Origin of the sequence: Enorma timonensis, from assembly GCF_000321165.1 — a bacterium.
Classification (GTDB): Bacteria; Actinomycetota; Coriobacteriia; order Coriobacteriales; family Coriobacteriaceae; genus Enorma.
On record NZ_CAPF01000038.1, the window covers coordinates 1 to 25,561 of the forward strand.

22 protein-coding genes are annotated in these 25,561 nt (G+C 63.1%); 6 read left to right on the forward strand and 16 right to left on the reverse strand.

Going from position 1 to position 25,561, the window contains the following annotated elements:
- From BN423_RS10720 to BN423_RS04145, 3 genes are all read right to left on the reverse strand, one after another.
- On the reverse strand, nucleotides 1-297 hold a 297-nt coding region (locus BN423_RS10720; protein WP_043359648.1), incomplete at its 3' end, for an IS3 family transposase.
- Nucleotides 298-335: 38 nt separating this feature from the next.
- Nucleotides 336-623, reverse strand: coding sequence for a transposase (locus BN423_RS04140; RefSeq protein ID WP_019239004.1), 288 nt, complete (start codon nucleotides 621-623; stop codon nucleotides 336-338).
- A 593-nt stretch (nucleotides 624-1,216) separates the two neighbouring features.
- On the reverse strand, nucleotides 1,217-2,533 hold the full coding sequence (locus BN423_RS04145; protein ID WP_019239005.1) for a variant leucine-rich repeat-containing protein: 1,317 nt from the start codon (nucleotides 2,531-2,533) through the stop codon (nucleotides 1,217-1,219).
- A gap of 879 nt (nucleotides 2,534-3,412) precedes the next feature.
- Between BN423_RS04145 and BN423_RS11165 the strand changes: the two genes are divergently transcribed.
- Nucleotides 3,413-3,574 carry a RyR domain-containing protein gene (locus BN423_RS11165; protein ID WP_071784286.1) on the forward strand — a complete coding sequence of 54 codons (162 nt, stop codon included), beginning with the start codon at nucleotides 3,413-3,415 and terminating at the stop codon, nucleotides 3,572-3,574.
- Between the two features lie 41 nt (nucleotides 3,575-3,615).
- On the opposite strand, the gene BN423_RS04155 is transcribed toward BN423_RS11165, so the two are convergent.
- From BN423_RS04155 to BN423_RS04165, 3 genes are all read right to left on the reverse strand, one after another.
- Entirely contained in the window at nucleotides 3,616-4,758 is a 1,143-nt protein-coding gene (locus BN423_RS04155; protein WP_019239007.1) for a spermidine synthase, read from the reverse strand.
- Nucleotides 4,745-6,781 (reverse strand): elongator complex protein 3, encoded by a 2,037-nt coding sequence (locus BN423_RS04160; protein WP_019239008.1) that lies wholly within the window; start codon nucleotides 6,779-6,781, stop codon nucleotides 4,745-4,747. Before BN423_RS04160 ends, BN423_RS04155 begins: the two co-directional genes overlap by 14 nt.
- 79 nt (nucleotides 6,782-6,860) lie before the next feature.
- Complete coding sequence (locus BN423_RS04165; RefSeq protein ID WP_187367791.1) at nucleotides 6,861-8,054, reverse strand: MFS transporter; 1,194 nt, start codon at nucleotides 8,052-8,054, stop codon at nucleotides 6,861-6,863.
- Nucleotides 8,055-8,154: 100 nt separating this feature from the next.
- Between BN423_RS04165 and BN423_RS04170 the strand changes: the two genes are divergently transcribed.
- Both BN423_RS04170 and trmB read left to right on the forward strand, forming a co-directional pair.
- Nucleotides 8,155-8,991, forward strand: a complete 837-nt coding sequence (locus BN423_RS04170; protein ID WP_019239010.1) for a class I SAM-dependent methyltransferase — start codon at nucleotides 8,155-8,157, stop codon at nucleotides 8,989-8,991.
- Nucleotides 8,992-8,993: 2 nt separating this feature from the next.
- Entirely contained in the window at nucleotides 8,994-9,896 is a 903-nt protein-coding gene (gene trmB, locus BN423_RS04175) for a tRNA (guanine(46)-N(7))-methyltransferase TrmB (protein ID WP_019239011.1), read from the forward strand.
- A gap of 94 nt (nucleotides 9,897-9,990) precedes the next feature.
- Here the strand turns inward: trmB and BN423_RS04180 are convergent, their stop codons facing one another.
- Entirely contained in the window at nucleotides 9,991-10,995 is a 1,005-nt protein-coding gene (locus BN423_RS04180; protein ID WP_019239012.1) for a bile acid:sodium symporter family protein, read from the reverse strand.
- 201 nt (nucleotides 10,996-11,196) lie between these two features.
- Here BN423_RS04180 and BN423_RS04185 point away from each other — a divergent pair, with 201 nt between their 5' ends.
- A complete protein-coding gene (locus tag BN423_RS04185; protein WP_019239013.1) occupies nucleotides 11,197-13,887 on the forward strand; it encodes a DEAD/DEAH box helicase in 2,691 nt (896 codons plus the stop codon).
- A 210-nt stretch (nucleotides 13,888-14,097) separates the two neighbouring features.
- Nucleotides 14,098-14,838, forward strand: a complete 741-nt coding sequence (locus BN423_RS04190) for an SDR family NAD(P)-dependent oxidoreductase (protein WP_019239014.1) — start codon at nucleotides 14,098-14,100, stop codon at nucleotides 14,836-14,838.
- A 94-nt stretch (nucleotides 14,839-14,932) separates the two neighbouring features.
- Here the strand turns inward: BN423_RS04190 and BN423_RS04195 are convergent, their stop codons facing one another.
- The 6 genes from BN423_RS04195 to BN423_RS04215 all read right to left on the reverse strand — a co-directional run bounded on the left by BN423_RS04195 (nucleotide 14,933) and on the right by BN423_RS04215 (nucleotide 22,189).
- Nucleotides 14,933-15,259, reverse strand: coding sequence for an HIRAN domain-containing protein (locus BN423_RS04195; RefSeq protein WP_019239015.1), 327 nt, complete (start codon nucleotides 15,257-15,259; stop codon nucleotides 14,933-14,935).
- An 88-nt stretch (nucleotides 15,260-15,347) separates the two neighbouring features.
- The gene (locus BN423_RS04200) at nucleotides 15,348-17,168 is read right to left on the reverse strand and encodes a DUF262 domain-containing protein (protein WP_019239016.1); all 1,821 of its coding nucleotides are present in this window, start codon (nucleotides 17,166-17,168) and stop codon (nucleotides 15,348-15,350) included.
- Between the two features lie 80 nt (nucleotides 17,169-17,248).
- On the reverse strand, nucleotides 17,249-17,413 hold the full coding sequence (locus BN423_RS11665; RefSeq protein WP_232385495.1) for a DNA cytosine methyltransferase: 165 nt from the start codon (nucleotides 17,411-17,413) through the stop codon (nucleotides 17,249-17,251).
- On the reverse strand, nucleotides 17,353-19,956 hold the full coding sequence (locus BN423_RS11670; protein ID WP_232385496.1) for a Sau3AI family type II restriction endonuclease: 2,604 nt from the start codon (nucleotides 19,954-19,956) through the stop codon (nucleotides 17,353-17,355). The genes BN423_RS11665 and BN423_RS11670 overlap by 61 nt, the downstream gene beginning before the upstream one ends.
- A gap of 140 nt (nucleotides 19,957-20,096) precedes the next feature.
- Complete coding sequence (dcm, locus tag BN423_RS04210) at nucleotides 20,097-21,353, reverse strand: DNA (cytosine-5-)-methyltransferase (RefSeq protein WP_019239017.1); 1,257 nt, start codon at nucleotides 21,351-21,353, stop codon at nucleotides 20,097-20,099.
- 110 nt (nucleotides 21,354-21,463) lie between these two features.
- Nucleotides 21,464-22,189, reverse strand: coding sequence for an Eco47II family restriction endonuclease (locus BN423_RS04215; protein WP_019239018.1), 726 nt, complete (start codon nucleotides 22,187-22,189; stop codon nucleotides 21,464-21,466).
- Between the two features lie 219 nt (nucleotides 22,190-22,408).
- On the opposite strand from BN423_RS04215, the gene BN423_RS04220 reads away from it, so the two are divergent.
- Complete coding sequence (locus tag BN423_RS04220) at nucleotides 22,409-22,969, forward strand: ferritin family protein (protein ID WP_019239019.1); 561 nt, start codon at nucleotides 22,409-22,411, stop codon at nucleotides 22,967-22,969.
- A 303-nt stretch (nucleotides 22,970-23,272) separates the two neighbouring features.
- Here BN423_RS04220 and BN423_RS04225 read toward each other — a convergent pair whose 3' ends face one another.
- The 3 genes from BN423_RS04225 to BN423_RS04235 form a co-directional block, all read right to left on the reverse strand.
- Nucleotides 23,273-24,298, reverse strand: coding sequence for a hypothetical protein (locus BN423_RS04225; protein ID WP_019239020.1), 1,026 nt, complete (start codon nucleotides 24,296-24,298; stop codon nucleotides 23,273-23,275).
- A 214-nt stretch (nucleotides 24,299-24,512) separates the two neighbouring features.
- The gene (locus BN423_RS04230; RefSeq protein WP_019239021.1) at nucleotides 24,513-25,025 is read right to left on the reverse strand and encodes a hypothetical protein; all 513 of its coding nucleotides are present in this window, start codon (nucleotides 25,023-25,025) and stop codon (nucleotides 24,513-24,515) included.
- Between the two features lie 234 nt (nucleotides 25,026-25,259).
- On the reverse strand, nucleotides 25,260-25,561 hold a 302-nt coding region (locus BN423_RS04235; protein WP_019239022.1), incomplete at its 5' end, for a PTS lactose/cellobiose transporter subunit IIA.

Genomic DNA, 25,561 nt, shown 5'->3' on the forward strand with positions numbered 1-25,561 from the left:
GGCGCCCTTGGGGCGCCTGGCGCAGCCGCGCGTCGTACCGGCCCACCCGTTCTCGCGCATGATGCGCGCCACGCGCTTGCGGGACGTCGAGACGCCCGCTTTCCTGAGCTCGGCGAAGACCTTCGGGGCGCCGAAGTGGCCGCGCCCGAGCTCGCAGGCCGCGCCGATGGCCGCCGCGAGCTCGGCGTCGCGCAGGTCGTGCGCGCTGGGCGGCCTCGAGCGCCACGCGTAGTAGCCCTGCCTGGTCACCTTGAGCGCGGCGCACATCTCCGATATGCTCCAGACCCCCTCGTTCATCAGGACGAACGCGAACTTCGCCCTCTCCGCCTGCGCGCCTACAGCTGCCTGCTGGCGAAGAAGGCGCTCGCTTTTAAAAGTATCTCGTTCTCGCGCCTCAGGCGCTCGTTCTCCCGCTTGAGCCTGCGGTTCTCCTCGGCCACCTGGAAGGGGTTGGCCGAAGGGTCGGCGCCCGCGGCGTCGGCCTTGTTGACCCAGTCGGATATGCTGCCCGCGTCGCAGCCGAGCTCGCGGGCGACCTCGGCGTAGGTGCCGCCGCGCTCGCGGTAGAGCTGCACCGCCCGCTGCTTGAACTCAGCCGTGTACTTCGGCGACGGATGTCCCATGTCTGCCTCCGTTTCCCCGTTCCGCACATCATGGCGGAACGGAACTCGATGTGTCAACGAGACCGGGGCAGATTCAGATTCACCAGTCGGCGAGGATCCTCTCCCTGTCCTGTCTCGAATACATCGCGAACCTCCCCGTGTCGAGGTCCAAGTATCTGCCGCGCTCCCTTAATACATTTTTCGCCAATCGCGCAAATCTTTCGTCGCCGGTCGTGCCAACGCATTCTCGCCGGTTCTGCCAACGGCCTTTCGCCGTTTTCGGCTATTCCGCGTCCCTCCTCTCACACGGCAGACGCGACCCACGATGGTGCTCACCGCCACGCCGGTGATGAACGCCTTTCCCCAGCCGCCAATGTCGAGGTACCCCAGCTCGTCAGTGACAAGTAGTTTCGAGCGTGACCCGCGCCTCGGCTGCGGCGAGCGGTACAATCCTCTGACGCATACTGCGAATCAGCCCCCAAATACCGCATGCATGAGCTGGCCTCGGGAATCTTGCCTTCCCTTGCGACGTACTACGGTGTCGCATAGTCTTCTGGCCGATGAAGCCCATCCCTGGCAGTTCGAAGCAGATGCGTAGGGCAGCGCCCAGGCGCTCATGCCCCTAGAACCTTGCTCTTTGCGGCGGCGAATTCCTCGTCGGTGAGCGCTCCCTTCTCGTGAAGGTCTGCCAGACGCGAGAGCTCATCCGCAAGGGAAGTTCCCGCATTGCCGGCAGATTCCGGAGAGGGGCATACTAAGAAGCGCGGATTGGAAGCGGCGTAACACCGAACCACTTCATCGGCATCTCGCACAAGCCGCATAATCTCAGCTCGAGGACATGCGGGGTTTAGGGCAACTCGTAGGCGCACGCGCCGGTCTGCATCCAACGCAAGGCGCACCAGCGCCTCTGGCGGACACAACGGGTTCTGGGCGGCGTTCCCACGCACATATGCATATGGGCCTTCGTTCCACGTGAGGCGCATCAGTGTCTCCGACGGACACGACATGTTTTCGGCGACCGCCGCGCGCACAGGTTCTAGTCTGTCATTCGCGAGTCTCGCCAGCGTCTCCGGCGGGCACGAGGGGTTTCGGGCAGTGAGATAGCGTACGTTATCACTCGCGTCACTCGCAAGTCTCGCCAACGTTTCGGGCGAGCACGACGGGTTCCCGGCGAGATTACTGCGCAAAAGCTCGTCCCCACCCTCTGCGAGAAGTGACAGCGTCTCCGGCGGACACGAAGGATTACCAGCGACCGCCGTGCGCACGCCCTCATTCCTGTCCAACGCGAGTCGCGACAACACCTCCAACGGGCACGAAGGATTACCAGCGACTTCCCGTTTCAGCAATCCCCACGACGCGAGCCGCACGAGAGTCTTCGGCGGGCACGAGGGGTTCATGGCGGCCAAATCGGCCATAGTGCGCATGGTCACGTCCGTACCGCTCGCGAGACGCGATAGCGCCTCCGGCGGGTACGAGGGGTTCTGAACGGCGGCTCGACGCACGCCCTCGTCCTTATCTTTTGCGAGAAACGACAGCGCCTCCGGCGGGCACGAGGGGTTCATGGCGGCACCAAAGCGTATTTGTTGATCCTCGTCCTCCGCTAGCCGTGCGAGCACGTCCGGCGGGCACGAGGGATTCTGGGCAGTGCTCAAGCGCACACTCCGGCACTCGTCCTCCGCTAGCCACGCCAGCGCCTCGGGCGGACACAAAGGATTTGCGGCAGCGCTTTGACGCACATCCTCATCCTCGTCCTTCGCGAGGCGCGCTAGCAGGTTCGGCGGACACAAGTGGTTCCGGGCGATGCCATGAATCAATTCCTTATCCGAGCCTTCAGAGAGGAGGTCGTAGACATCTCTTGGGATCTCTCCCTTGCCTAGCGACTCGGTGAAGATGGCACGGTGTCTATTCAGAGTCTCTTGCGTGGCGTCCATGATTCCCCCAGCCCGTCAATCAATCAAACATGAGCTCGAGGTAATTATATCCGAGGAGAAGGCTCAGGTTGTTGTTGCCGCCACCCCGCCAGATGGAGGGACGAATCGCGGAGCCGGAAAGCGCACTTTACAAGGAGTGAGCCGTCGAGCGCACGCACGCCACAGACGTGGCGAGCGATACAATCCTCTGACACATGGCACCCCTCTCCCAGAATTGAATTATGCCCCGCGATGGTCTTTGTAACGCGTCCGTATTCTGAGCGGCGAGTTCAGATGTTGGCACGCCTTCGTTTGCGCGCCGTGAGAAGGAGCGGAAAAGAGACGGCAGTGTCGAACAGCAGGACGGCGAAGAGCCAGGCGGCAGGCGCGCCGGCGCAGGATACAGATACGCTACTACCCTGCAGCGATGGACGCACAGCTGATGGCGAGCTTGGCCGACGGGCACTGCTTGCCGAGCCTCGTCTTCAAAGCACGCGTCGAATAGATGCTCGTGGGCTGTCCCGAGAATGACGACGGTTTATCGCTGTTCGCGAAGACGCTCCAGATGTACTCACTTAGGTCGAGAACATGCACAAAGCGAAGCAGCGATACATTTACCACTTGAAATCCCCATCGGGGTGGAAGCAACGGCAGTTTCAATTACATGAGCAATTGCAAGCATCAGAGTACAGCGAGGATTCTGCACCGCAGTCGCCGATATTTCCGTACGCCATGCTATGCATAGCATCAACGATTCTCAGCATTCCAATCCCTTTTCTATAGAAACCGCTACTAAGATTGAAATACGCCAGGATAGGTCGAGTTTGCCCCTCTTGAATGAAATATCATGCCTGAAGTTCGGCCTTATCCTGCAATTTTGCTAGGAACAACTAAGAGCATGTGGTCAATCAGTTTTTCACCCCGCGAGACGATGAACGCCGCATTCACCCCGATTTAGTGCCGTACGACAAGCTCTCCGAGCAGAGCCGCGAGTACGACCGCGTCGCCGCGCGAACCATCATACGCATCCTCAAGCAGGCCGGATTCGCGGTGGTTCGCTAAACGGCGAACAGTAGAACAGGCTAAACGTTCCGCACGCTTACCTAATCCCGTACCACCTCGCCCAGAAACTCCTCGTCGAACGGCACAGCGCCGGGGAACGTCGCGTCCCCGTCCGTGGCCACAACGATGTAGTTGTCGTCGCTCGCCCAGGCGTCCTCCTCCACGGGGATCACGCACACGTGGGCGAAAACCTGCGAAAGCGTCGCAACAGTGCTGCGCAGCACGCTGGTGTCGCCGTCACGCGCGACCACGTTCGTCGCGTACACGCCACCGGGGTTGAGACACGTGCGCACTGCCTGCGCCGCCTCGACGGTGGCAAGCTCGCGCACGGGCTCTCCTCCAGAAAACGTGTCGTTCACAATCGCATCGTAGCGCTGAGCCTTGGGCTCGCCCGCCGCCAGCCTGCGCGCCCGCTTGTCCAGCACCGCGCGCCCATCGCCTTCATGCACACGCAGGCGACGTCCCGCGTAGCGCTCGATCATATCCAAGTAGAACCAACGCCGCGCCGCCTGGATGATCGCCGGGTCAATCTCGACCACGTCCACATGCAGGCAATCATGGTCGAGAATCGCATGCTTCGGCCACGAAAACCCGCCGCCGCCCAGCGCGAGCACGCGTTCCACGCCATGTCCGGTCGCCGCGCGCACGGCCTCTTCGGCATCGAATACCACATCGAAGGCTTTGATGTACTTGAACACCGGCTCGCAACTCTGAAAGCCCAGATACGTCGCAGACTGGTACACGCCGCCCAGGCGCATGACGCGCACGGGCTGCCCCTTCGCGAGCCGCGTGTACACGAGTGCGCGACCGGCTTGCGTGCGCACGACATGCGGGTTCACCAGCACGAGCGCGAACATCACGATCGCGACGACCACGATGACGCCGATCACCGGAGCGGGGAACTGTGCCAGCTGGAAGACGAACGCGAGCACCAGCACGAGCGCCACGATGCCCACCGTCACCGCCGCCTGCTTCACGGGTGCGCTCGCGCCGCGCGTGCCCGCGAGCACCTTGCCGGCGACCTTTGCCTCAAGCTCTTCCGGCGTATCGGCCGGGGCGTCGCCCAAAAGCTTCGTCTCGATGTCGCTCGGAGCCCTGCGCTCCTCCGCCCCGCGCGACATCGCAGCCGGTTCTTGTACCGTCGCGCCCGCGGGCTTGCCCTCGGTCTGCCTATCCTCGTTCATCGAGACTCCTCTGCTGGTACAGTCCATGGTCGTGGAACCCTAGCATTCTATAGTACTCCCTTGTCCCCACGGCGCTGATGACGTTGATGCGCTCGTAGCCGGCCTCGCGTGCGAGCTCGCAGGCGCGCTCGATAAGCCGACGACCAAGCCCGTGGTGCTGCGCCGCCGCGCCGTCCTCGCCCACGCGCGTCGCCATGCCGTAGACGTGCACCTCACGGATCATCGCTTCGTCTGCATTGATAATGGGAACAGGCGTCGACGGCGCGCTCGAATCGAACAACTCGGCGGCGAGGTCGGCAACCGCCTCGTGTTTTGGCAGGGAGAGGCGGAGAAAACCGGCGATGCGACCTTCTGGTGTCACCCACTGCAAGAAGCGCTCGCTCGTGGCGCGCGTCTCGTAGGGCACCACGTCGAGCGTGAGCGCGTCCACGTCCACCTCGCTCGTCGCGATCTCGCGGTAGCGGATCTCTCGCACGGGCGCGCCTCCGGCGGCAGACGCACGCGCAAGCCGTTCCTCCACCATCTGCCGCAGGTTCGGCTTCTTGTTGCCCGCCATGATGTCGCCGGACGAAAAGTCGCGGATCATACGCGACACGCGGCAGAACGCCGGCGTGGCGAGCACGTCGGCTGCGAGCACGCCCACAAGCTCATCCTCTGTGTAGGGCACCCAATCTCCCCCTTCGTAGCGCTCGCGCAGGCGCGCGCTCTCAATAAGCGCACAGGGGTAAAGCTTGACCTCGTCCGGCTGGAATGCGGGGTCGGTCACAAAGCGCCGGTAATCCGCGCGGTCGCTCTCGGGCGTGGCACCCAGAAGGTTCACCATGGCGTGTGCGTGAATCTTGAAGCCGAAGAGCCGAAGCAGCGAGAACGCCCGACCGATCTGCCCAACCGTGGTATTGCGACCGTTCGCATCAAGAATATGCTGGTCGACGCTTTGCACACCCATCTGGATTTTCGTGGCACCGAGCCGGCGGATGTGAACGAGCGCCTCGGGCGTAATGGCGTCCGGCCGCGTCTCGACCACGAGCCCCACCACGCGATGCCGCGCCCGCTCGTTGCGCGCGTGCTCGCGCTCGAGGTCGGCCAGCGTAGCGCGTTGCCATTTCGCTGCCTGGCACCACGCGGAGCTCCCCGCGTAGAGGTGCGCGACCGCTTGGTTGTAGGTGAGCTTGCCGGCGTCGACGGCGCGCTGCGTGGTTTCGAGGACGTCGAGCGGCAACCACGAACCCGCCTCGGTTGCCGGCGCGGCAGCGGGCGCGGCCTTCGGCATTAACCCGCACGCCACGTACTGAGCGCGGCGCTCACGGACACCCGGTGGAATCACAGAGACGCCGGGCGCAGCTTGACCGACAGGGTGGCACCCGGGATCTTCGGCATGCGCCGCGCTCTCCGTCCCCGGCATCGCCCCCGGCTCATCCGCGAACCCGCGCAGCATCGGGTTCGCCGCCTCGCCCGCGATGGCGTCGTCGTTGAGCGCGCGAAAAAGCTCCGTCACGAACCAAGTCTGGTATTCCTCCGGATAATCGCTCCACGTGCCGCCGAGCACGATGAGCTCAATCTTGTCCGTGGCGTGCCCCATCTGGGCGAGCGCCGTGAGCCGCGCGGAAACCTGCAGGTACGGGTCGTAGCAGGCTGCCTCGGCACGGGCGCAAGCAGGCTCGTTGTGCAGATAGCTCTTGGGACAGCGCACGTCGTTCGGGCAGAAGACGCACGAGCCGGAACACGGCCACGGCTTGGTGATGACGGTGATCGTCGCCACACCCGAGGCGGAGCGACGCGGCTTCATGCGCAGTACGTTGACGAGTGCGGCCTCGAGCTCCGGCGTGACGTCCCAGCTTGCCCAGCGCTCGGGCTCTTCACGACGCACGCGCTGGTAAAACGGCAGGAGCCGGCGCTTTGCGAACGCGCGCTTGTCACCGCCGAAACGCTTGGCGGCCGCGTGCACGAGCTTTACGAGCGCGCGATCGTCGACCGTCTCCCCGCGGCGCAGCGCAGCGAGTATCTGCAAGATGATCTCTTCCATGTCGCAAAATTCTACCGCATGGGCACGAGCCGGACGCCCGGTGGCCGCGCCGCGAATGTTAAAAACCCCTGGGGTTATTTTACATACGGCGGCGCATGATGGCGTTGAGCTTCTCGCCCGCCGCAATCATTACGATAAGCAGCGCGGCAAGGTAGAACGGGTACAGCTCGATGCTCACCATCTGGGCGAGCACGCCGAAAAGTGGCGACATCGCGAGGTTTCCCACATAGGCGAACGCCATCTGCATGCCCGTGAGCGCGAGCGCCACGTCGTCGCCGAAGCGCGCCGGGGTGGCATGGATGATCGATGGGTAGATGGGCGCGCAGCCAAGCCCCACGAGCACCAGACCACAAAGCAGCACCGACTCGTCCAACGGCAACACGATGCAGGCAATCCCCGCAGCGACCAGCGCCTGCCCCAACCGAATCATGTTATGGTCGCGCACCTTGAGGGAAATGAAACCGCTCAGGGCGCGGCCGACCGTGATGCCGATGTAGAAGTACGACGCCCAGCTCGCCGCGACCTCAGCGGAAATCCCACGTCCAAGCGTACAGTACGTCGCCGCCCAGTTGCCGCAGGTCGATTCGAGCGCACAGTAGCAGAAGAAGCAGAGCAGCACCGCCGGCACGCCGTCGCGGCGCAAGAGCTCCATGCGCGAAAAACGCGCTGGTTGAACGCGGTCATCACCGGATTCTTCGGCACCTTGCCCCGCAGCGGAGTGCGGTAGCTTCTTCTCTTTCCACAAGGGCAGCGACAGCGTGAGCACCGCGACGATCGCGACCTGGATTCCGCCGAGCACCAAGAATCCGAGCGACCACGTGCCCACGCCGAGGCACTGCGCCATGATGAGAGGCCCCGCGCTCGCGCCCACGCCCCACATGCAGTGCAGCCAGCTCATGTGCTGCGACTCATAGTGTACGGCCACGTAGGAGTTGAGGGCCGCATCGACCGCCCCGGCACCGAGGCCGTATGGCACCGCCCAGAGACAGAGCTGCCAAAACTCGCCCGAAAGTGCAAAGCCGGCAAGACCCGCCGCCGTGAGAAGCACGCTCGCCGCGGTCACGCGCCCCGTGCCGAACCGCTCGACCACGCGTACCGACATAAGGCTCGACGCGATCGTTCCGGCAGAAATGATCATCGTCACCGCACCGACCCAGGAAATCCCCGCGCCGAGCGCCGGCGCCATGAGCGGCCAGGCGGATCCGAGCGCGGCGTCGGGCAGGCCGAGGCTGATGAAGGCCAGGTAGATGATGGGCAAAAGTCCTACGGGCACGGTACATCTCCTTCGTTTTCGCGAAGCCGCCCCGCTCTCGACGAAACGAGGTCGCCGACTGATTATCATACTGGTGCCGGATCGATTAGTGAAGGAGCACATGGACATCTCGGTCGCCCGACAGCTCATAGACTTGAACACGCGCTTCTACCACGCAAACGCCGCGAGCTTCTCCGCCACGCGCGAGGCGCCGTGGGACGGCTGGCGGCGCATCGCAGCACACACGGCAGCCTGCGTCGACGCCCTCGCGCCGGGTAGACCCCTCAAGGTGCTCGACCTTGCCTGCGGGAACATGCGGCTCGAGCGGTTCCTTACCGAGGAGTTGCCGGAGGCGCCTTTCGAATTCCACGCGGTCGATAACTGCGGCGAGCTGGCAACGGAGCCATCGCTGCCGGCGGGCGTCGTCTACCACAACGTCGATATCCTTGGCGCGCTGCTTGACGAGGCTCCGGGCACCCCGGAGATGTTAAAAAACCCCTGGGGTATTTTTACCGATGCGTGCGCCCTCACCTGTTGCTTCGGTTTCATGCACCATGTGCCGAGCCTCGAGCTCCGCGTCGCAGTGCTGCGAGAGCTCGTGCGGCGCACGGCACCCGGCGGCATCATCGCGGTATCGTTTTGGCAGTTCATGCATGACGAGCGACTCGCTTCGAAAGCGCATGATGCCGAAGAGGCCGCTCGCGAGCACGGCCTACTTGAGCCTGCCGTGCTCGACGCCCTCGAGCCCGGCGACCACCTCCTGGGCTGGCAGGACGGCACGAGCCTGCGCTACTGCCACCATTTCGAGGAACGCGAGATCGACCGGCTCATCGCCGCGCTTCCTGCAGGCACGGTGCGCCCATTTGAGCGTTACTCCGCCGACGGCCGCGCTGGAAACCTCAATCGCTACGTGCTGCTTCGCCGCACCCCCGGCAGCGAACCCGTCACGAAAGCCTAAGCATGGGACAGACGCACATCCGCACGCCGAAAAACTTCGTACTCGAAGAGCGCCTTGAGCGCTATGCGGACGCCATCGAGGTCGCACCGGAAACCTACCGTGGCTCCTGGGCGGCAGCGTGCGCGCCCGTCCGCGCGGCAAGCGCTGCAACCGCCGACGACCCCGCCGCCTCCCCCGCGCCCGCGGCTGGCACGTTCGACGCCGTATACCTCGACCTCGGCTGCGGCAAGGGTGCCTACCTTACCGCCTGCGCCGCACGTGACCCGCGCTCGCTCTACCTGGGCATGGATACGGAGCCTATCTGCATCGCGTACGCCGCGCAACGCATCGTCGAAGGCGAACTGAAGAACGCCCTCGTCCTGCCCCGCAGCGCGGAATCCCTTGAACGTATCTTCGCCCCCGGCGAGCTCGCAGGCATCACGCTCAACTTCCCCACGCCGTTTCCCAAGCGCAAGTTCGCCGGCAAGCGCCTGGTGAACGTCGACCATCTGCTCGCGTATCGCGCGCTCCTCGCGCCGGACGCCCGCATCACGTTGCGCACCGACAGCCAACCGCTGCGCGATTACGCGCTCACCCAGTTCGAAGCCGCCGGATACGCGCTGCTTTGGGTGTCCGATGACGTGCGCGCGGAACATCCGGGACACCCCGAGACGGAATACGAGGCGCGCCTCGCGGCACAAGGCGTCGCCGTATACGGCATCTGCGCAACACCGGCAGCCGCGCCGACCCCTGCGCACATCCAAGCCGGTCGCGACGCCGAGCAAAGCCTTGCCGAATACCTTCCTCGCGACCTAGGCTCGCTCACCTATGTGCCGCTCGGCATGGAAGGGTACGTCGTGAACGCGCGAAACCGCATGGCGAAAGGCAAGGCGGCAACCCCCAACAGTGATGCGCGAGCACGGTGACGACGGCAATTCCCGTTATCCAGCCGCGGCACGGCGCTGAACGCCTCTCCGCAGCAGGAGTGCCGGAAACAACGGCCTCGAAGACTCGCCCGCGCTACTCCCGCTTCCTGTGCTCGCGAAGTCGCGCCAGACGCACGCGCTTGTGCTGACGCTCCCGCTCTTCACCCGTAAGATGTTGCACCAACGAGCCGAACACGGCGGCCAAGATCTGCTGGAAGAGCGTCCCCGCCATTACGGGGATGATGGCCGACCCCGGGAAGAACTGCGTCACAATGACAGAGCCGGACGAAATATTCCGCAACCCAACGCAGAACACCATGGAGAGCATGTCCTGCACAGAAAGCCCTAGAAGGCGGGCCATACCTAAGCCAAGGACGAATCCGAGCGTCGCGAACACGCAAATGAACGCCGCGACCTCGAGCACCAGCGGGTCAAACGAGCGCACGTAGGGAGCAAGCCCCGTGGAATTGCAGGCGATCACGAAGACCGAGAAGAGCCGCGTGAACGCACCGAGGTTCGGCGCAAGCGTCTCGTGGCCCCATCCTTTCGACAACTCGTTCACCGCAACGCCCGCGATGGCCGGCAGGGCGATCATGAACACAAGGTCGCCCACCATGGACCAAGGGTCGACCGTCACCGACGCCCCCATGAGCACGCGCAACGCGAACGGCAACGTCACGGGCGCGAGCACCGTGGAGATGAGGATCGCCGCGAGGCCGAGCGACGCGTTGCCGCGATACATGTCGATCCACATGAAGCTCATGACTGCGATGGGAATGCTGTACTCCACCACGATGCCGGTAATGATGCCCGGATCGGAAAAGATAAGGCCTGCGGCGAGACGAGCGAGCGCCGGCATGAGCACGACGGTGACCGAGAGGATGGCGAGGAGTTCACGCGGGCGGCGGAACGTCTCCGCTACCTGGTGCAGCGAGGTGTTGAGCGAGCCTTGAAAGGTGATGATGGCAAACAGGTACGGCACCGCGGCCTTCGCCGGCCCCAGAACCTGGGGAAACGCGATGCCCAACACGAGGCAGACCGGGACGATGAAGGGCATGTGCCCCGATATGAACGCACTCAGACGGCGTATGTGGCGCATGTACGAACCTCTCCTTGAACGACCAGCCCATGGTACGCGCACGAACAGTCGAACAGGTGCATGGCGCGAACCTTTAACATGATGGCCGTGAACGCGAAGCCCGCCATGCATGCAAGAAGCGCCTCAGGAACACGATCGCGAGGGCGGCAGCCGGCAATATGGATGATAATGAAAGGCGAAACCTCACGAGAAGGACGGAACATGGCATCCAAGGAAACAACGCGGCAGACGGCGGACGCAGGCGCTGCCCCCGCATCGGCCAGCTCATTCGCTGCCGGCACCGGCAGCACGGGCGAGCACGGGTCGCTCGGTGCACTCTCCCCCAGCTGGTGTGAGCCCGAAGAAGGCGAAGAGCCGGAACCCTGGCTCACGCCCGACCAGGCCTTCGAGCGCTTCCTCGCATGGTGCGAGGAGCGCGGCATCGAGCTCTGGCCGCACCAGGAGGAAGCCCTCATGGACCTCGCCGCGGGCGACCACGTAATCTTGGGCACACCCACGGGCTCCGGCAAGTCGCTCGTCGCGCTCGGCATGCTGTTCCTCGGCATGGCGCAGGGACGGCGCGCGTATTACACAGCGCCCATCAAAGCGCTTGTAAGCGAGAAGTTCTTCGACCTCGTCGAGGTGCTCGGCCGCGATAACGTCGGCATGATCACCGGCGACACGCACATCAACACGCAGGCGCCCGTCATCTGCTGCACGGCGGAGATCCTCGCAAACCAGGCGCTCCGCGAAGGCGAGGACACCGATGTGGGCGTCGTCGCCATGGACGAATTCCACTACTTCGCCGACCCCGACCGCGGCTGGGCCTGGCAGGTGCCGCTGCTCACGTTGCCGCACACGCAGTTCATGCTCATGAGCGCCACGCTCGGCGACGTGTCGCATATCTCAGCCGCGCTCCACGAGCAAACCGGCGCGCCCGTGGACGAAGTCACCGATGCGCCCCGTCCCGTGCCGCTCGCCTACGACTACGTCGACACCGCGCTCGAGGGCACGGTCGAGCTCGCGCTCCGGCGCGGGGAGGCGCCGCTGTACATCGTGCACTTCTCGCAGGATGCGGCGCTCGCGACGGCGCAGTCGCTCGCGAACTTCGGCGTCGCCACGAAGGAGCAGCGCGAGGCCATCAAGGAGGCGGCACACGGGACGCGCTTCACCACGGCGTTTGGCAAGATCTTGAAGCGCCTGCTCGCGAACGGCGTGGGCGTGCACCACGCGGGCATGCTGCCGCGCTACCGGCTGCTGGTCGAGCGGCTCGCACAGCAAGGCCTTCTGCCCGTCATCTGCGGAACCGACACGCTCGGCGTCGGCATCAACGTCCCCATCCACACCGTGGTGCTCACCGCGCTCACCAAGTTCGACGGCTACCGGATGCGCCGCCTCCGCGCGCGCGAGTTCCACCAGATCGCAGGACGCGCCGGGCGCGCGGGCTTCGACACCGAGGGCATGGTCATCGCCGAAGCCCCCGAGCACGACATCGAGAACGCCAAGCTCATGGCGAAAGCGGGCAACGACCCCAAGAAGCTGCGCAAGCTCAAGAAGAAGAAACCGCCCGAGGGCTTCGTGACGTGGAACAAGCAGACGTTCGAGCGCCTGTGCGAGGCCGCGCCGGAGACGCTCAAACCGCGGCTGCGCGTGACGAACTCTATGGTGCTCGCCATGGTGGAGCGCGGCGGCGACGCGCGCGCTCGCGTCCACGACCTCATCGAGCGCAGCCTGCAAACGCCCGAGGAGAAGCTCAAGCTCGAGATGCGCGCGGATGAGATCTTCGCCACGCTCATCGATACCGGCGTCGTGGTGCGCGAGGAGCTGCCCGAAGGCGACGGATCCGCCCCCGACGCGGAGGCGCGGTCCGCGGTCTCCTACTCCCTCACGGTCGACCTGCCTGAGGACTTCGCCCTCGACCAGCCGCTGTCGCCGTTCCTCCTCGCGGCGCTCGAACTGCTCGACCCGGAGAGCGAGACCTACACGTTCGACCTCATCTCCATGGTGGAGGCGACGCTCGAGGACCCCAAGCAGGTGCTGCGTGCGCAGGAGCGGCAGGCGCGCGACGCGGCGATGGCCGCCATGAAGGCCGACAGCGTCGACTACGAGGAGCGCCTGGAGCGCATCCAGGACGTCACGTACCCCAAGCCGCTCGAGGAGCTGCTCGACGCCGCGTTCGCCGAATACTGCGCGAAGGTGCCGTGGGCGGCTGACTACGCCCTGAGCCCGAAGTCCGTGCTGCGCGACATGCTCGAGAGCGCCTCGGACTTCAAGGGGTACATCCAGAAGCTCGGCATCGCGCGATCTGAGGGTATCCTGTTGCGCTATCTCGCCGAGGCGTTCCGGTCGCTCGACCGCACCGTGCCGCTTGACAAGCGCAACGAGCAACTCGAGGACATCATCTCATGGCTCGGCCTCATGGTGCGGTGCATCGACTCGAGCCTGGTGGACGAGTGGGCCGCCGCAGGGGACGCCGCCGCGCTCGACGTGGCGCCACCCACGGCAGCGGACGCCGTCGTGGCGGATCGACGCGGCATGACGCTCCTCGTGCGCAACGCGCTCTTCCGGCGCGTGCAGCTCGCCGCCGCGCAACGTGCCGAGGAGCTCGGCGAGCTCGACAGTGCCTGGGGCATGGGCGAGCCGCGCTGGCGGCGCGTGCTGGACGAGTTCTTCGACGAGCACGACGAGCTGCTCCTTGATGCGGACGCACGCTCCACGGCGTACTTCGCGATCGACGAGCGCGACGAGCAATCCGACCATGTGTGGCACGTGCACCAGATCTTCCACGACGCGGACGGCGATAACGACTTCGGCATCATGGCCGACGTCGACCTCGACGCCACGCAGGAGGAGAGCGAGGTCGTATTCAAGAACTACCGCGTGGGCGCGATCGAGGAGCTGCTGGACGTCTAAAGCGACCCGCCACAGGCAGGTGCCGGCACGCCATCGCGCCTGTGTAGCAGGGATGCGCCCGCTGTCAAGCCGGCGACGCACACCGAAGCCCGTGCTACCGCATACCGATTTTTCCCCTTCGCGGCAGGGCGCGGGCGGGGCGCGGGGTAAGGTGCATTACACCTATCCACGCGCCGGGCGGATGCCTGTGCGCGCATCGAAAGGAGCACCATGCTACTTACGGGAAAGACCGCTGTCGTCACGGGCGGCTCGCGCGGCATCGGCCTCGCGATCGTCAAGCGCTTCCTCGAGGAGGGCGCGAACGTCGCCCTGTGCGGCAGTCGTGAGGAGACCGCGCAGAAGGCCGTCGAGGCCATCCTTGCCGAGAACCCCGATGCGCCCGTCATGGGCATCTGGCCGAACGTCGCCGACGAGGCAGCGCTCGAGGCCGCGTTCCGCGAGGTCGCTGAGCATTTCGGCGGGCTCGACATCGTGTGCAACAACGCGGGCATCTCGCACTCCATGCCGCTCGACTCGTACACGCCCGAGCAGCTCGATCAGATCGTTGACGTCAACATCAAGGGCGTCTTCAACGGCTGCCAGGCGGCGTCGCGCGTGCTGGGCGCGGGCGGCGTGATCATCAACACGAGCTCCATGGTCGCCAAGATGGGCCAGCAGTCCGGCGTGGGCTACCCCATGAGCAAGTTCGCGGTGAACGGCCTCACCGTCTCGCTCGCACGCGAGCTGGGACCCAAGGGTATCCGCGTGAACGCCGTGGCGCCGGGCGTGACCGCGACCGACATGGTGGCGGCCCTGCCCGAGGAGATGATCAAGCCCATCGCCGACGCCATCCCCTTGAGGCGCGTCGGCCAGCCCGAGGACGTGGCGAACGCGTTCGTGTTCCTCGCGAGCGACCTCGCGTCCTACGTGACCGGCGAGGTGCTTGCCGTCGATGGCGGCATGACCGTGTAAGCTGTCCGCCGTTCTTGCGGGTGCCGCCCATCGACACCCGACCGGCTGAGGGGCGTGCCTCGTGCACGCCCCTTTTTCTTCGCGCGTACCGGTGCTACCGTGCATCCACCACGTAGATGCCCGCGCGCACCTGGTGCCACGGGCTGCGGTCGGGCGCAACCTGCTGCACTCGGCATTCGAACGCGTCGCCGTGGCCGAAGAAGAGCATGATGGCGAGCTGCTCGTTGCAATCCTGGGGCACGAACCCGAGCTTGAAGCCCTCGTAGTAGATGGCGATGGCGTTCGGGTCATGCGGGTTGTCGAACTCCGGAACCAGATCGAGCCGCGCGCCGGCCTTGAGCTGCTCGAGCGCGAGCGCCCCATCCCAGAACTGGAACCCCGCGATATAGAACGACAACAGGTTCCTCGACGGCGTGTACATACCAGCCTCCTTGCCTTGCGCGCCCGCATCGCGCGGACGCCTTTTCTATGAGGCAAGTGTGCAACCCCGTCCGGACAAAACCGTTTGTTTACTTCAATCGGTACAGATTGACAACTAAGTCAGCAAGAACATCATTGCGTCGACGAATATCGTCCGCTGTCCAGGCGCGCTTAGACTCGAGCAACTCGCCGTGCTCTACATCGGCAATGCTCTCATTCAAGAAGAGCCCAGAACGGAGGCCGACGAACTTGTTCGTTTGCTTATCCTTGTAATCTCGTTTCGACCCATCATACGGATGGTCTTCAGAATAGAACGGCTTTTGCCCGAGCTCAGAGTTGTAGGGTGTGAGTGTTAAATTGCCCAATAGATGAACTAATTCATCTTGCAACTCTTCGGCACGCGACTCATTGCCGTTTGCAAGATCATTAACCCACCACTTAGGCAAATGCCCTTCCGGAAGAACATGCTCTATCGTCCAGATCGGCTTACTCTTTCCGCCCGGTCCTATCACAAACTGGTCAAGACTGTCGGGATGACCTTTATCAAATGTGGGGCAACCGCCAACATTACGCTCGAGCGCGATAAGGATATATCGAGCTGTCGTTTTATTTTTGTCATATATGGGCTGATTAAGCGCAGCTCTGAACTGCTCATCAGACGCGCTTAAATCGTGCAGAGCACCCTGTATCAACGCAACGATGTCCGATCCGAATACTTTCTCATTCTGCAACGTGCGCACCACTCCTATGAGACGCGCGCGAATGTTCGACGATTTCGGACTCAACACCACGTTCCTGCGCACGTAGAACGCGATGAGGCTATCGAGGATCTCGTCCAAATCGGCATCATCGAGACACAGCTCATCTTGCCGGGTGCATAGATACATCAACAACGGCAGCGCTTGGGTTGACTCAAGCCGCCGCAAATCCGACAGCTTCTTTCCCAGACGATAGGCATCAGTCGGGTAATCTTGGAGCTGAATGATGCGAGCAAACACCTCTGCGCGTCTGATAAGCGTCTGAAGATAGTTCTCTCCCCCGCTGTATTTTTTCTTGAGAAGCCTCTGGTATTGCGACAATGCCTTTGTTTTCGTTGTCGATGAGGAGCTGTCGCTTTCAAAGGCGTCCCAATTGTTCAGCAAGAATTGGGTCACGACGCTTGTATTGGTATCCTCGCCATCCGATGAGAGCACCTGGGAGAGCGAATCCCACTCCGTCAACGTTTGATTTGTCTGCTCACCTATCTTTTGCGCCGCGCTTAGAAACTCCCCTTTAAGCAGATCAATAAGCGTGAGCGGCAATCCCTTCGAATTAAGGGATGAAAACACGTTGAATGCGTCTCCGAGATCGGGAACGGTAATTCTAAGTAGGTTCGTTTCCATCAGCTTCTGATAGAACTCATTGAGGGAAGAAAAGGAGTCGAAGCATTCATCCAAAAGCCCGCGGATAAAGCGATACCGCTTATAAAAGGATCGATTTCCCCATTTCTTTCGATGCTTGTCGAACAGGCTGCCTAGGAGGTCTACATAGATTTTTTGATCCTGATCGAGTAGCTGAATGCGGGGCTCATTGTTGGAATTAAAGAGCTGACGCTTGATATCCCCCTTCAATACGATGGCCGCCTCGATGGTGGAAAACGAGATGAGCTTCTCACCTATTGCGAGGAGCATCAAGGATATCGTAGTCAAGCGCTGCTGGCCATCGATGACGCTCAATGAATCGGTATCACCGGTAAGCAGAATATTGCCCGCATAGTATCCGCTTCCCTCGTTACGGATATCATCAAAAAGCTGTTCTATCTGCTCGTCGCGCCAAGAATAACCTCGTTGATACGGAGGAATTCGATAGCAAATGTTCCCTGAAATAGGAAAGAGCTCCAAAACATTTCGCGACTCTGATGAGATTTGCATTCCAGCCCCTTCGTCGTTTGACTGATCCATGATCTCTCAAACGCTAGAACTGGACAAGATCTATCAGGCGAACGCGCCGGCTATGCCTCGTCCACCCCCGCCCTCCGCGCGATTACCTCACCGATACGGTGCGGGATGCCGACGATGAGCGCGTTGCCCATGCAGAAGGCGCGCTGCTTGTCGGTCATGCCGACGTTCGTCCAACCCTTCGGGAAACCCTGCAACTGGTCGAGCTCGTCCGGCACCAGACGCCGGTACCTGCCGTTCGACGCCTGGATGATATGCGTGCTCCGGGAAGGCGACCCCCCCCCTCGCTCGTGAGGATGGTCCGGGCGGGCGCATCCAATGGGTCGGGAAACGCCATCGCGCCCTCGGAGTACCGGTACTCGAAGCCCGTCCGCTTGTTCACACGCGGTTCGCTCTTCCTTGACTTGCAGTAGCGCCACTTCTCAACCGCATCGTCGGGTACGCAAAATCCGTCCGCCACCTCACCCGCAGAAACGATTACGTCGCCCAAAACAGCACGCGGCCCTTCATATGTGGAACGAACCCGTGCGGTGCAAACCGCTCCTCCCTGCATAACGCCAGCTACCTCGAAAGGCGAGACCTTGCTTCCAACACCGAACTGCTCGGAGTTCTCGAATGGGTCGTCGAGCAGCTCGAACCGGGACGCATCGCCCATCACCTCAGCGGGAAACGCTTCCGCCATAACACCGTCGACAAGGCGCCCATCCAAATCCCACGCCTCGTCCGTCTTCTCGGCATAGATGTACACGCGCCGACGCTTCTGGGGAAACCCGTAATCCGCGCCGTTGACCACGCGCCATTCGACTGCGTACCCCAACAGCGCAAGGCACGACAAAATGATGGCGAAATCACGGCCACGTTGCGATGCGGGGCTCTTGAGCAGGCGGTCGACATTTTCGAGCAACACGTACCGGGGACATCCTTTAAGGCTGAGGAACCGGTAGATGTCCCACCAGAGCACACCCTTCTTACCCTCGATGCCACGCGCATGCGCGAGTGGCTTGGCCACCGAATAATCCTGGCATGGGAAACCGCCCACCACCATGTCCACATCGGGGATGTCGATCTTCCCCGCCTCGTACGCGTCGAGCACACGGTGAATGTCATCATTGACCACAGAGTCCTCACCGAAACGCGCTCGATAGCATGCCGCAGCGAACTGCTTCGCCGGCGTTCCCGGCGGCTCCCACTGGTTCGCCCAAACCGTACGGAATGGCCCGGCAGCCGGCATCGAGAACTCAGGATGCTCGGGGGCATCGTAGCCCTCGAGGCCCAACCGGAACCCGCCTACGCCGGCAAAGAGCTCGGCCACCCGTATCGTCGTTTCGTCCACGATGCTCCGTTCATTCCCCAGCGCCGCATGAGCGCGCTGCCCCGCGTTGTTCCGCATTACTTTATCGATCTCCTCGCCGATATAGCGCGCATTGAGCCAAAAACACTTTTTCGTCTCCTGCGTGCCGTATGGCGTCGGAAGGGTATCGGCTTTGTTGCGACCATGCGGCCGCACATGGCAGCAGCGATTCTCGGTCGATTTCACCGAAAGCTCCGCATGGCCGGCGCGCACGTGGCCTTGCATCTCCTCGTAGCAACGACGGGCCTCGAGCAGATCCGCGTCGGGCATCTGCCAGAAAAGCACCTCGGACAGCTTATAGGTATCGCGCTCGCAAGCGTCCTCGCGATAGATGACAAAGAGGTATTTCTGCCGCAGATACCCCAGGAAGTCGCTTTCCTCAAACGGTCGCTCAGCCAGATCGAGATAGCTGAACGTCGGGAACGAGATGGATTCCTTCGGCATACCGTTGCGCTTCAAGCGCATCGTCTTCGCCTTGATGCCCGCCTTCTCGAACTCCGCGATCTTCATGTACTCATCGATGCCCAGAATATGCTTCGTGATGAGCGCGCAGAGGTTCTTGGGTTTTCGACGTGCTGTGTCGTACCCACAGATACGCGCAAGCTCCTCCTCTGTGCGCCCGAAATATGGCTCGAATCGATGGCGAACGAGCTCAAGCAGGCTCATCTCCACCTCGTCGCATTCGCGCTTGATGCTTTGAACCTTGAGCATCTCATTGAACGTGACCGTCATGTACGATTGCTTGATGGCCCATGCGCGCGGCTTCGCTGGTACGGGGGAGAATGGCTGCGGGCGACGATCGCTCGAGGACGATGCCTTTGTGGCAGCTTCGAGATAGAGCGTATCCGAACCCGAGAGTTCATGCGCATGCCCTGCGCGAATCTTGTTGACGATCGTGTCCCAGTCCTGCTTGAACGTGGGCACATCCTCACGGGGGATTCCCCACAGCTCGACGATCTCGATGGGAAAATCCACCGGGCTTACATCTTTGTCGTAGAGATACGCGACGAGCAGGATGCTCCGCAGCTTCTTTTGAAGCGAGCTTGTCTCCCACGTCTCATCCACGACGCTCATGTAATTGATCAGGCTGATGACCAAGCGCTCTTTCGCGGAAAGCGTTCCGTCCTTGCGCAGCTTAAGCGGGGTCGACTTGAGCTCGGTGCCCACCTGGGCAAAATCCGCTTCCGGGTTGCTGTTGATATCGTAATGGAAGTAGAGTTCCTCGAGCGCGTTACCGAAGGAACCCTTGCGTCGATGGGGATCGGCGATGCCATCGACATCGCACGCCTCGCGCAGCGTCTTTCCTTCGAGCTGCTTAGCATAGGCGAGGATCGAGGCAAGCGATGCAGGGTCGTAGTCTGCCCGCATATCTGCGGATTGGCTCGCATTCGCTTGCCGTGCATCCTCCATGCATCCACCCCATAACGAACATATGATCGATCGGCCGATTATATCGATCGATCATGTGTTCTGGGTGGATCACACGACGCTAAAAGCTGTAGTCCGCATCGAGGAGCCCGCTAAGCCCGACCTGTCAGGGCAGCATCATTTCACTCCCCTGGCTCGGGCAGAATCACGTCCATCCCGTCATCAACGGGCACGTAACCCAACGCTGCCAACACACAGCGACCCACGTGGTACCCCAGGTTCACGGGCACAGCGTTGCCGATCTGCTTGTACTGGTGAGCCATGCTCCCGCAGAACTCCCAATCATCCGGGAAGGTCTGGATGCGAGCGTACTCGCGCACCGTGAGCGGACGCGTCTCCTCCGGATGGCAGCGCTCGGTCTGCTTCTGCGCTGGCGCACATGTGAGCGTGAGACTCGGCTCGTCCCATGAAAGGCGCCGCGCCATGCCGGTTCTGCCGCCGCTCAGGTAATAGCTGCCGCCCATGTACTCCTTCTGCACCGCTTCTGGCAAATCGCGCCAATAGCCGCCCGGGGGAACCTGTTCCATCACGCGGCGCTTCTTCTCCGGATATTCCTGACCCGGGCTGGCGGGGCAATCACGCAGTGCCTCGCGCAGGGTGATCACATAGTCGTGCTCGCGCGGGAAGATGAAGGGGATATCCAGGTCGCGCCGGACGGCGAAGATGATGAGCCGCTCGCGCTTCTGCGGCACATCGAGGTACTGCGAGCGCAGCACGCGGTAACGCACGCGGTAGCCCAACTGGTCGAGTGTCTCGAGCATCGTGGCGAGCGTACGACCGCCGTCATGCTTTACAAGGCCGCGCACGTTCTCGCCGATCGCGACCTTTGGGCGCACATCGCGGATGGCGCGGGCGAATTCGAAGAACAGCGTGCCGCGCGTGTCCTCGAAACCACGGCTTTTACCTGCATAGCTGAATGCCTGGCAGGGGAAACCCGCCTGGATGACCTCGGCTTGCATGCCCGCGAAATCGACCTCGCACACATCACGATTGTCGATGTTCCAACCAAGACCGTGCGTCTCGCTGTTTTGCTTGAGCGTCGCGGCGGCATCGCGATCGATCTCGTTCAGATATACATGGCGAAGCCCTGCGTTGTGGAAGCCGAGCGCCGTGCCCCCCGCTCCTGCGAACAGATCGATGCAGGTCGCGTCATCAAACAGCTCACCGCTCTCGAGCACGCGATACTGTGATTCCGCCTCGCCGCTGAGCTTGCGGTGCAGCCGCTCGAGCTCTGCGCGCGAGAACAAGCGCCGGTTGCGCGCGTCGCGCGTGTCCTTGATGAGGCCGAGCTTGCTCCAGCGACGTACCGTGTCCACCGACACACCCAGCTCAACCGCAGCCGCCGATGCAGTTACAAGGTCTTCCCGCTGCTCGTTCACCTATGCTCCTTTACAAATAATAACCCCTACCTATGCAGGGGTTACTTTATCTTACCATGCGGACAATTCTTGCGCGGCCATCACATATGAGAACCGCTCTGGAATAAGCCCTACTCAGCCGGCACGTCGGGGAACACCGAGTTGAAGAGATCCTCCGCCAACTCGCCATCGGTCGCCGTCGCCAGCGGCAATCCGTGTTCCAGGCGCACGTCATCTAAGACCGCGGGCAATGCCTCGTATAGCTCGTGTAAGGCGGTGGGACGATCGAACGCAAAGGCATACGCCGTCACGCCGTCGCAGCATCGGATGCGTTCATCCGCCGCGCGACCCGAGGGAACCCACGGGTGGTCATAGGGTTCACGTTTGGAGGGAATCACCTGGATCAGGTAGGACACGGCGTTGTTACTCTGTGCGAGAAGCTTCAACGTGTCCCACAAGTCTTTCTCGTCTGATGCCTTGATGGTATTGAAGCGATTCTTCACCTCGAAATACCCGGGCTTGCCCCACGACGGGAGCAGCACGCCCGGAGCGGTGCGCAAGTCCACTCCGCCGCCATTCGACCCAAGCTCTACGAGGCGTTCCGACAAGCCGAGCACTTTCTGATGCCACAATCCAATGGCATTGGAAAGCGACTTGTTCCGCGAACGCAAATCGTCGAAGTCAACGATGGCGCGAAGCGGCTCATCGAGAATCTTCGCCTGCGCTACGAGCGTAAACGGATCAGGCGGGAGCGGATCCTTGGAACGAGCGGCGAACATCTTTCCAAAAACGTGATCTGCCACCTCAAACAAGCGATTCTCATCAATCCACGAAAGCCCGTACGCATGCATGGCCATCACTCCCCTCTCATGGATGGCAGTAGCATACCGCATGGTTCGGACAGCAGCGAAACCGCGCCTGAAGTTCACCCCGTGCTACTTACTGTGGAGGTCATGCGAGTTTTTGAGAAGCAGTCTCAATATGAGAGAAGGAGAATCCCATTTTGTCATAATGGGACACGCAAAATGCATGGCCGGCGCGGCCATGTGCCACCATCTCTACGTAAGGAGAGCAGCATGAAGTTCGTTTGCCCCGTTTGCGGTTACGTTGAGGAGTACGACGGCGAGGAGCTGCCCGAGGGCTTCAAGTGCCCCCAGTGCGGCGTTGACGGCTCCCGTTTCATCAAGCAGTCCGAGACTGAGATGACCTGGGCCGCCGAGCACGTCATCGGCGTCGGCAAGCTCCCCGAGGTCTCCGAGGACATCGTGAACGACCTTCGCGCCAACTTCGAGGGCGAGTGCACCGAGGTCGGCATGTACCTGGCCATGGCTCGCGTCGCCCACCGCGAGGGCTACCCGGAGATCGGCCTGTACTGGGAGAAGGCTGCTCACGAGGAGGCCGAGCACGCCGCCAAGTTCGCCGAGCTCCTCGGCGAGGTCGTGACCGACTCCACCAAGAAGAACCTCGAGATGCGCGTCGAGGCCGAGAACGGCGCCACCGCCGGCAAGACCGACCTCGCCAAGCGCGCCAAGGCCGCCGGCCTGGATGCCATCCACGACACCGTGCACGAGATGGCGCGCGACGAGGCGCGTCACGGCAAGGCGTTCGCCGGCCTGCTCAAGCGTTACTTCGGCTAAGCCGCAGCGCAATCGCTTGTACAAGGGCTCGTCCTTCGGGACGGGTCCTTTTTTTCGTTTCACGCGCCCGCCTGCTCCAGGCGAACTCGTTCCAGTTGTGTGTGTATCTCGGACGCGCCCCATCGGAAAGCGAGCCGCGGGGCAGCAAAACCCCAGGTCGCAGAATCGCGAAAGCGGCGTCTCGCCACGCAAACGGAAGAGAAGCACACACAACCGCATTGAGCAAACGACCCACACAAAAAGGGAGCCGCCCGAAGGCAGCTCCCTTCACCATGTTTGGATGAGCGAGACGGTTCGCGCCGCTTACCCGCGGTACCCGCCGCGGCCACCGCCGAAACCACCACGGCCACCACGGTCGTCACGGCCACCGAAGCCACCGCGCCCGCCGTTGTAGCCGCCACGGCCACCGCGATCGTCGCGCCCGCCGAAGCCACCACGGCCACCGCCGTTGTAGCCGCCACGGCCGCCGCCGAAGCCACCACGGCCGCCACGGTCATCGCGACCACCGAAGCCGCCACGGCCACCACGGTCGCCACCGTGGCCGCCGAAGCCGCCGCGGCCGCCGCGGTCGTCACGACCACCACGGTCATTACGGCCGCCAAAGCCGCCGCGCCCGCTACGGTCACCACCGCGACCGCCGCCGAAACCGCCACGGCCACCGCGGTCGTCGCGCGCGCGATCGACGTCGCAGCCCATCTCGGTGAGCGGCTCGATGATCGAATCGAGCACGCTCAGCAGCGTGCGGGCGTCATCCGCGGAGAGCGTCGGCACGAGCTTCTTGCGCTTGTTGCCGCGCGCCTCGGCCATCGCCACCGCGTCCTCGCTCGCGAAGACCACGATGTGGCGCATATCGCCGTCCTCGGGCTCGATGCGCCCGACGATGTCGTTCTTCTCAGCCTCGATAAGCAGCTCGTTCAGGGCGCGCAGGCGCATGCCCAGGAGGTCTGCCATCTCCTTCTCTTCCATGCGTGACTTGAGCTCGAGCAGGTGCAGGGCGCGAATCAGGTCCTTCGTGCGCTCCGCCTCCTCGGCCGCCTCGTCGGCGAGCGCCGACTTGCGGTTGCGCAGCAGGCGCGCCGCGCGGTTCACCTTGTCAAACAGCAGGTCATCAAGATCCTCGGCGGCGGGCTCGGCCTTCTCCGCGGCCTCCTCGTCACCGGCGTCCTCGGCGGAGCCCTCGTCCTCTTCCTCGGCATCCTCGACAACGACCGCCGCGGTATCCTCGACCACCGCGTCGTCGAGCTCCTCGGCCTCGAGGGCCGTCTCGATGCCGTCGACCTCCACCGTCTCCTGCTCCATCATGTTCTCGTTCTCTTCGTATTCAGCCATACGTTCCTCCTACCCTTCCGGGTCTCTCTGGACGCTCCTTCTCGCGCCTTCACACTCAGGCCTTCCGGCCAGCGCCGTTTGGCGCGCACCTAGTGTAGGGGGTGGAGGCGAGCCGTTCGCCGCAGAAATTGTGCGCGCACAAAACGCGCACGTACGGGGCGGGAGATGGCCTCGGATGTTGTAGATAGAACGCTGGCTGCGCGGCCAGCCGCGCTTACAACGGCGCGACCACGAGCATGAGCACGAACGCCAGCGAGAACACGACGATCGTCGCCACGTAGACCGCCCTGCTCATGCGGAACGCCCCGTCGCGACCGAAGCGCTCGATGACCGCCTCGGTTCCCTCGGCGCGCATGGCGAGCACGAGGTCGCGTCCCTCAAGCGACGACGCCTGCTCCGCCTCCGCGCGGGCGGCGCCCTCGCGACCGTAGCGCGCGAGCACCACGCCCGCCAGCTCGAACCGCTCGCCCGCGCGGTACGCACGGGTCATCTTCGCGAGGTGCGAGGCGCTCGTTGCCACGGGATAGAGCGCGAGCGCGCAGGCGAAGAACACGTCGGAGAGCGGCTCGGTGGCCACCATGATCGCCGTATGGCGCTCACCGGCCGCCACGAGCAGCAGGCCGAACACCGTGAAGAAGAATGCGGTTCCGAGGTACTTGAGCAGCTGGCCCTTGAGCCCGGTGAACTCGCTGTCGCGCTTGCCCACGACCGCCTGCAACGTTTCCATGACATCCTCGCTTCCCGGTTCCCCGCGCCGATTCCCGCCGGCGCCGTCGGTGGTATGCAATCTCAACCTACCCGCCGTGCACACGAGTTGCGTCAATGGATTGTCAGCGCTTGGTAAAGACACGGGGCGGTGCCGACCGTTCGGGACGCATATCGCCCCGCTCGCCGCACCGCCCCGCGCGTCAACGTCAGATGCCGCCGGGCACCCTGGCTGCCCCGGGAATGATCGCCGAGCCTATCGCTCCGCGAGCTCCACGATGGTGGGAAGGAGCCCCTTGATGGTCTCCGCGCTGATAAGGATCGTCTCCGCATGGATGAGCAGCAGCCCGCACCCGAGCGTACCCTGTGCCTCCATCTGCAGCGCCTGATGATGCGCCTCGCTTGCTGCGCGGAACGCCTCGTCGCCCTGCTCGATGAGCTCATTGGGGTCTTCCCCGCGCTTAGCGCACTCGATCGCCTCGAGGTAGCAGCTCTTCGCCGTGCCCGCGAACGAGATGATCTGGAAGCTCACGGCCTCGTACGGCGGGCTCGCGAGCT

What these genes read in the sequence shown, in the direction of transcription:
- BN423_RS04225 (WP_019239020.1), bottom strand. Translation starts at nt 24,298, where the DNA reads ATGGCTGAATACGAAGAGAACGAGAACATGATGGAGCAGGAGACGGTG.
- BN423_RS04170 (WP_019239010.1), top strand. Translation starts at nt 8,155, where the DNA reads ATGGACATCTCGGTCGCCCGACAGCTCATAGACTTGAACACGCGCTTC.
- trmB (WP_019239011.1), top strand. Translation starts at nt 8,994, where the DNA reads ATGGGACAGACGCACATCCGCACGCCGAAAAACTTCGTACTCGAAGAG.
- BN423_RS04145 (WP_019239005.1), bottom strand. Translation starts at nt 2,533, where the DNA reads ATGGACGCCACGCAAGAGACTCTGAATAGACACCGTGCCATCTTCACC.
- BN423_RS04160 (WP_019239008.1), bottom strand. Translation starts at nt 6,781, where the DNA reads ATGGAAGAGATCATCTTGCAGATACTCGCTGCGCTGCGCCGCGGGGAG.
- BN423_RS04190 (WP_019239014.1), top strand. Translation starts at nt 14,098, where the DNA reads ATGCTACTTACGGGAAAGACCGCTGTCGTCACGGGCGGCTCGCGCGGC.
- BN423_RS04180 (WP_019239012.1), bottom strand. Translation starts at nt 10,995, where the DNA reads ATGCGCCACATACGCCGTCTGAGTGCGTTCATATCGGGGCACATGCCC.
- BN423_RS04185 (WP_019239013.1), top strand. Translation starts at nt 11,197, where the DNA reads ATGGCATCCAAGGAAACAACGCGGCAGACGGCGGACGCAGGCGCTGCC.
- BN423_RS11670 (WP_232385496.1), bottom strand. Translation starts at nt 19,956, where the DNA reads ATGGAGGATGCACGGCAAGCGAATGCGAGCCAATCCGCAGATATGCGG.
- BN423_RS04230 (WP_019239021.1), bottom strand. Translation starts at nt 25,025, where the DNA reads ATGGAAACGTTGCAGGCGGTCGTGGGCAAGCGCGACAGCGAGTTCACC.
- BN423_RS04200 (WP_019239016.1), bottom strand. Translation starts at nt 17,168, where the DNA reads ATGCAAATCTCATCAGAGTCGCGAAATGTTTTGGAGCTCTTTCCTATT.
- BN423_RS04140 (WP_019239004.1), bottom strand. Translation starts at nt 623, where the DNA reads ATGGGACATCCGTCGCCGAAGTACACGGCTGAGTTCAAGCAGCGGGCG.
- BN423_RS04220 (WP_019239019.1), top strand. Translation starts at nt 22,409, where the DNA reads ATGAAGTTCGTTTGCCCCGTTTGCGGTTACGTTGAGGAGTACGACGGC.
- BN423_RS04155 (WP_019239007.1), bottom strand. Translation starts at nt 4,758, where the DNA reads ATGAACGAGGATAGGCAGACCGAGGGCAAGCCCGCGGGCGCGACGGTA.
- BN423_RS04195 (WP_019239015.1), bottom strand. Translation starts at nt 15,259, where the DNA reads ATGTACACGCCGTCGAGGAACCTGTTGTCGTTCTATATCGCGGGGTTC.
- BN423_RS04215 (WP_019239018.1), bottom strand. Translation starts at nt 22,189, where the DNA reads ATGGCCATGCATGCGTACGGGCTTTCGTGGATTGATGAGAATCGCTTG.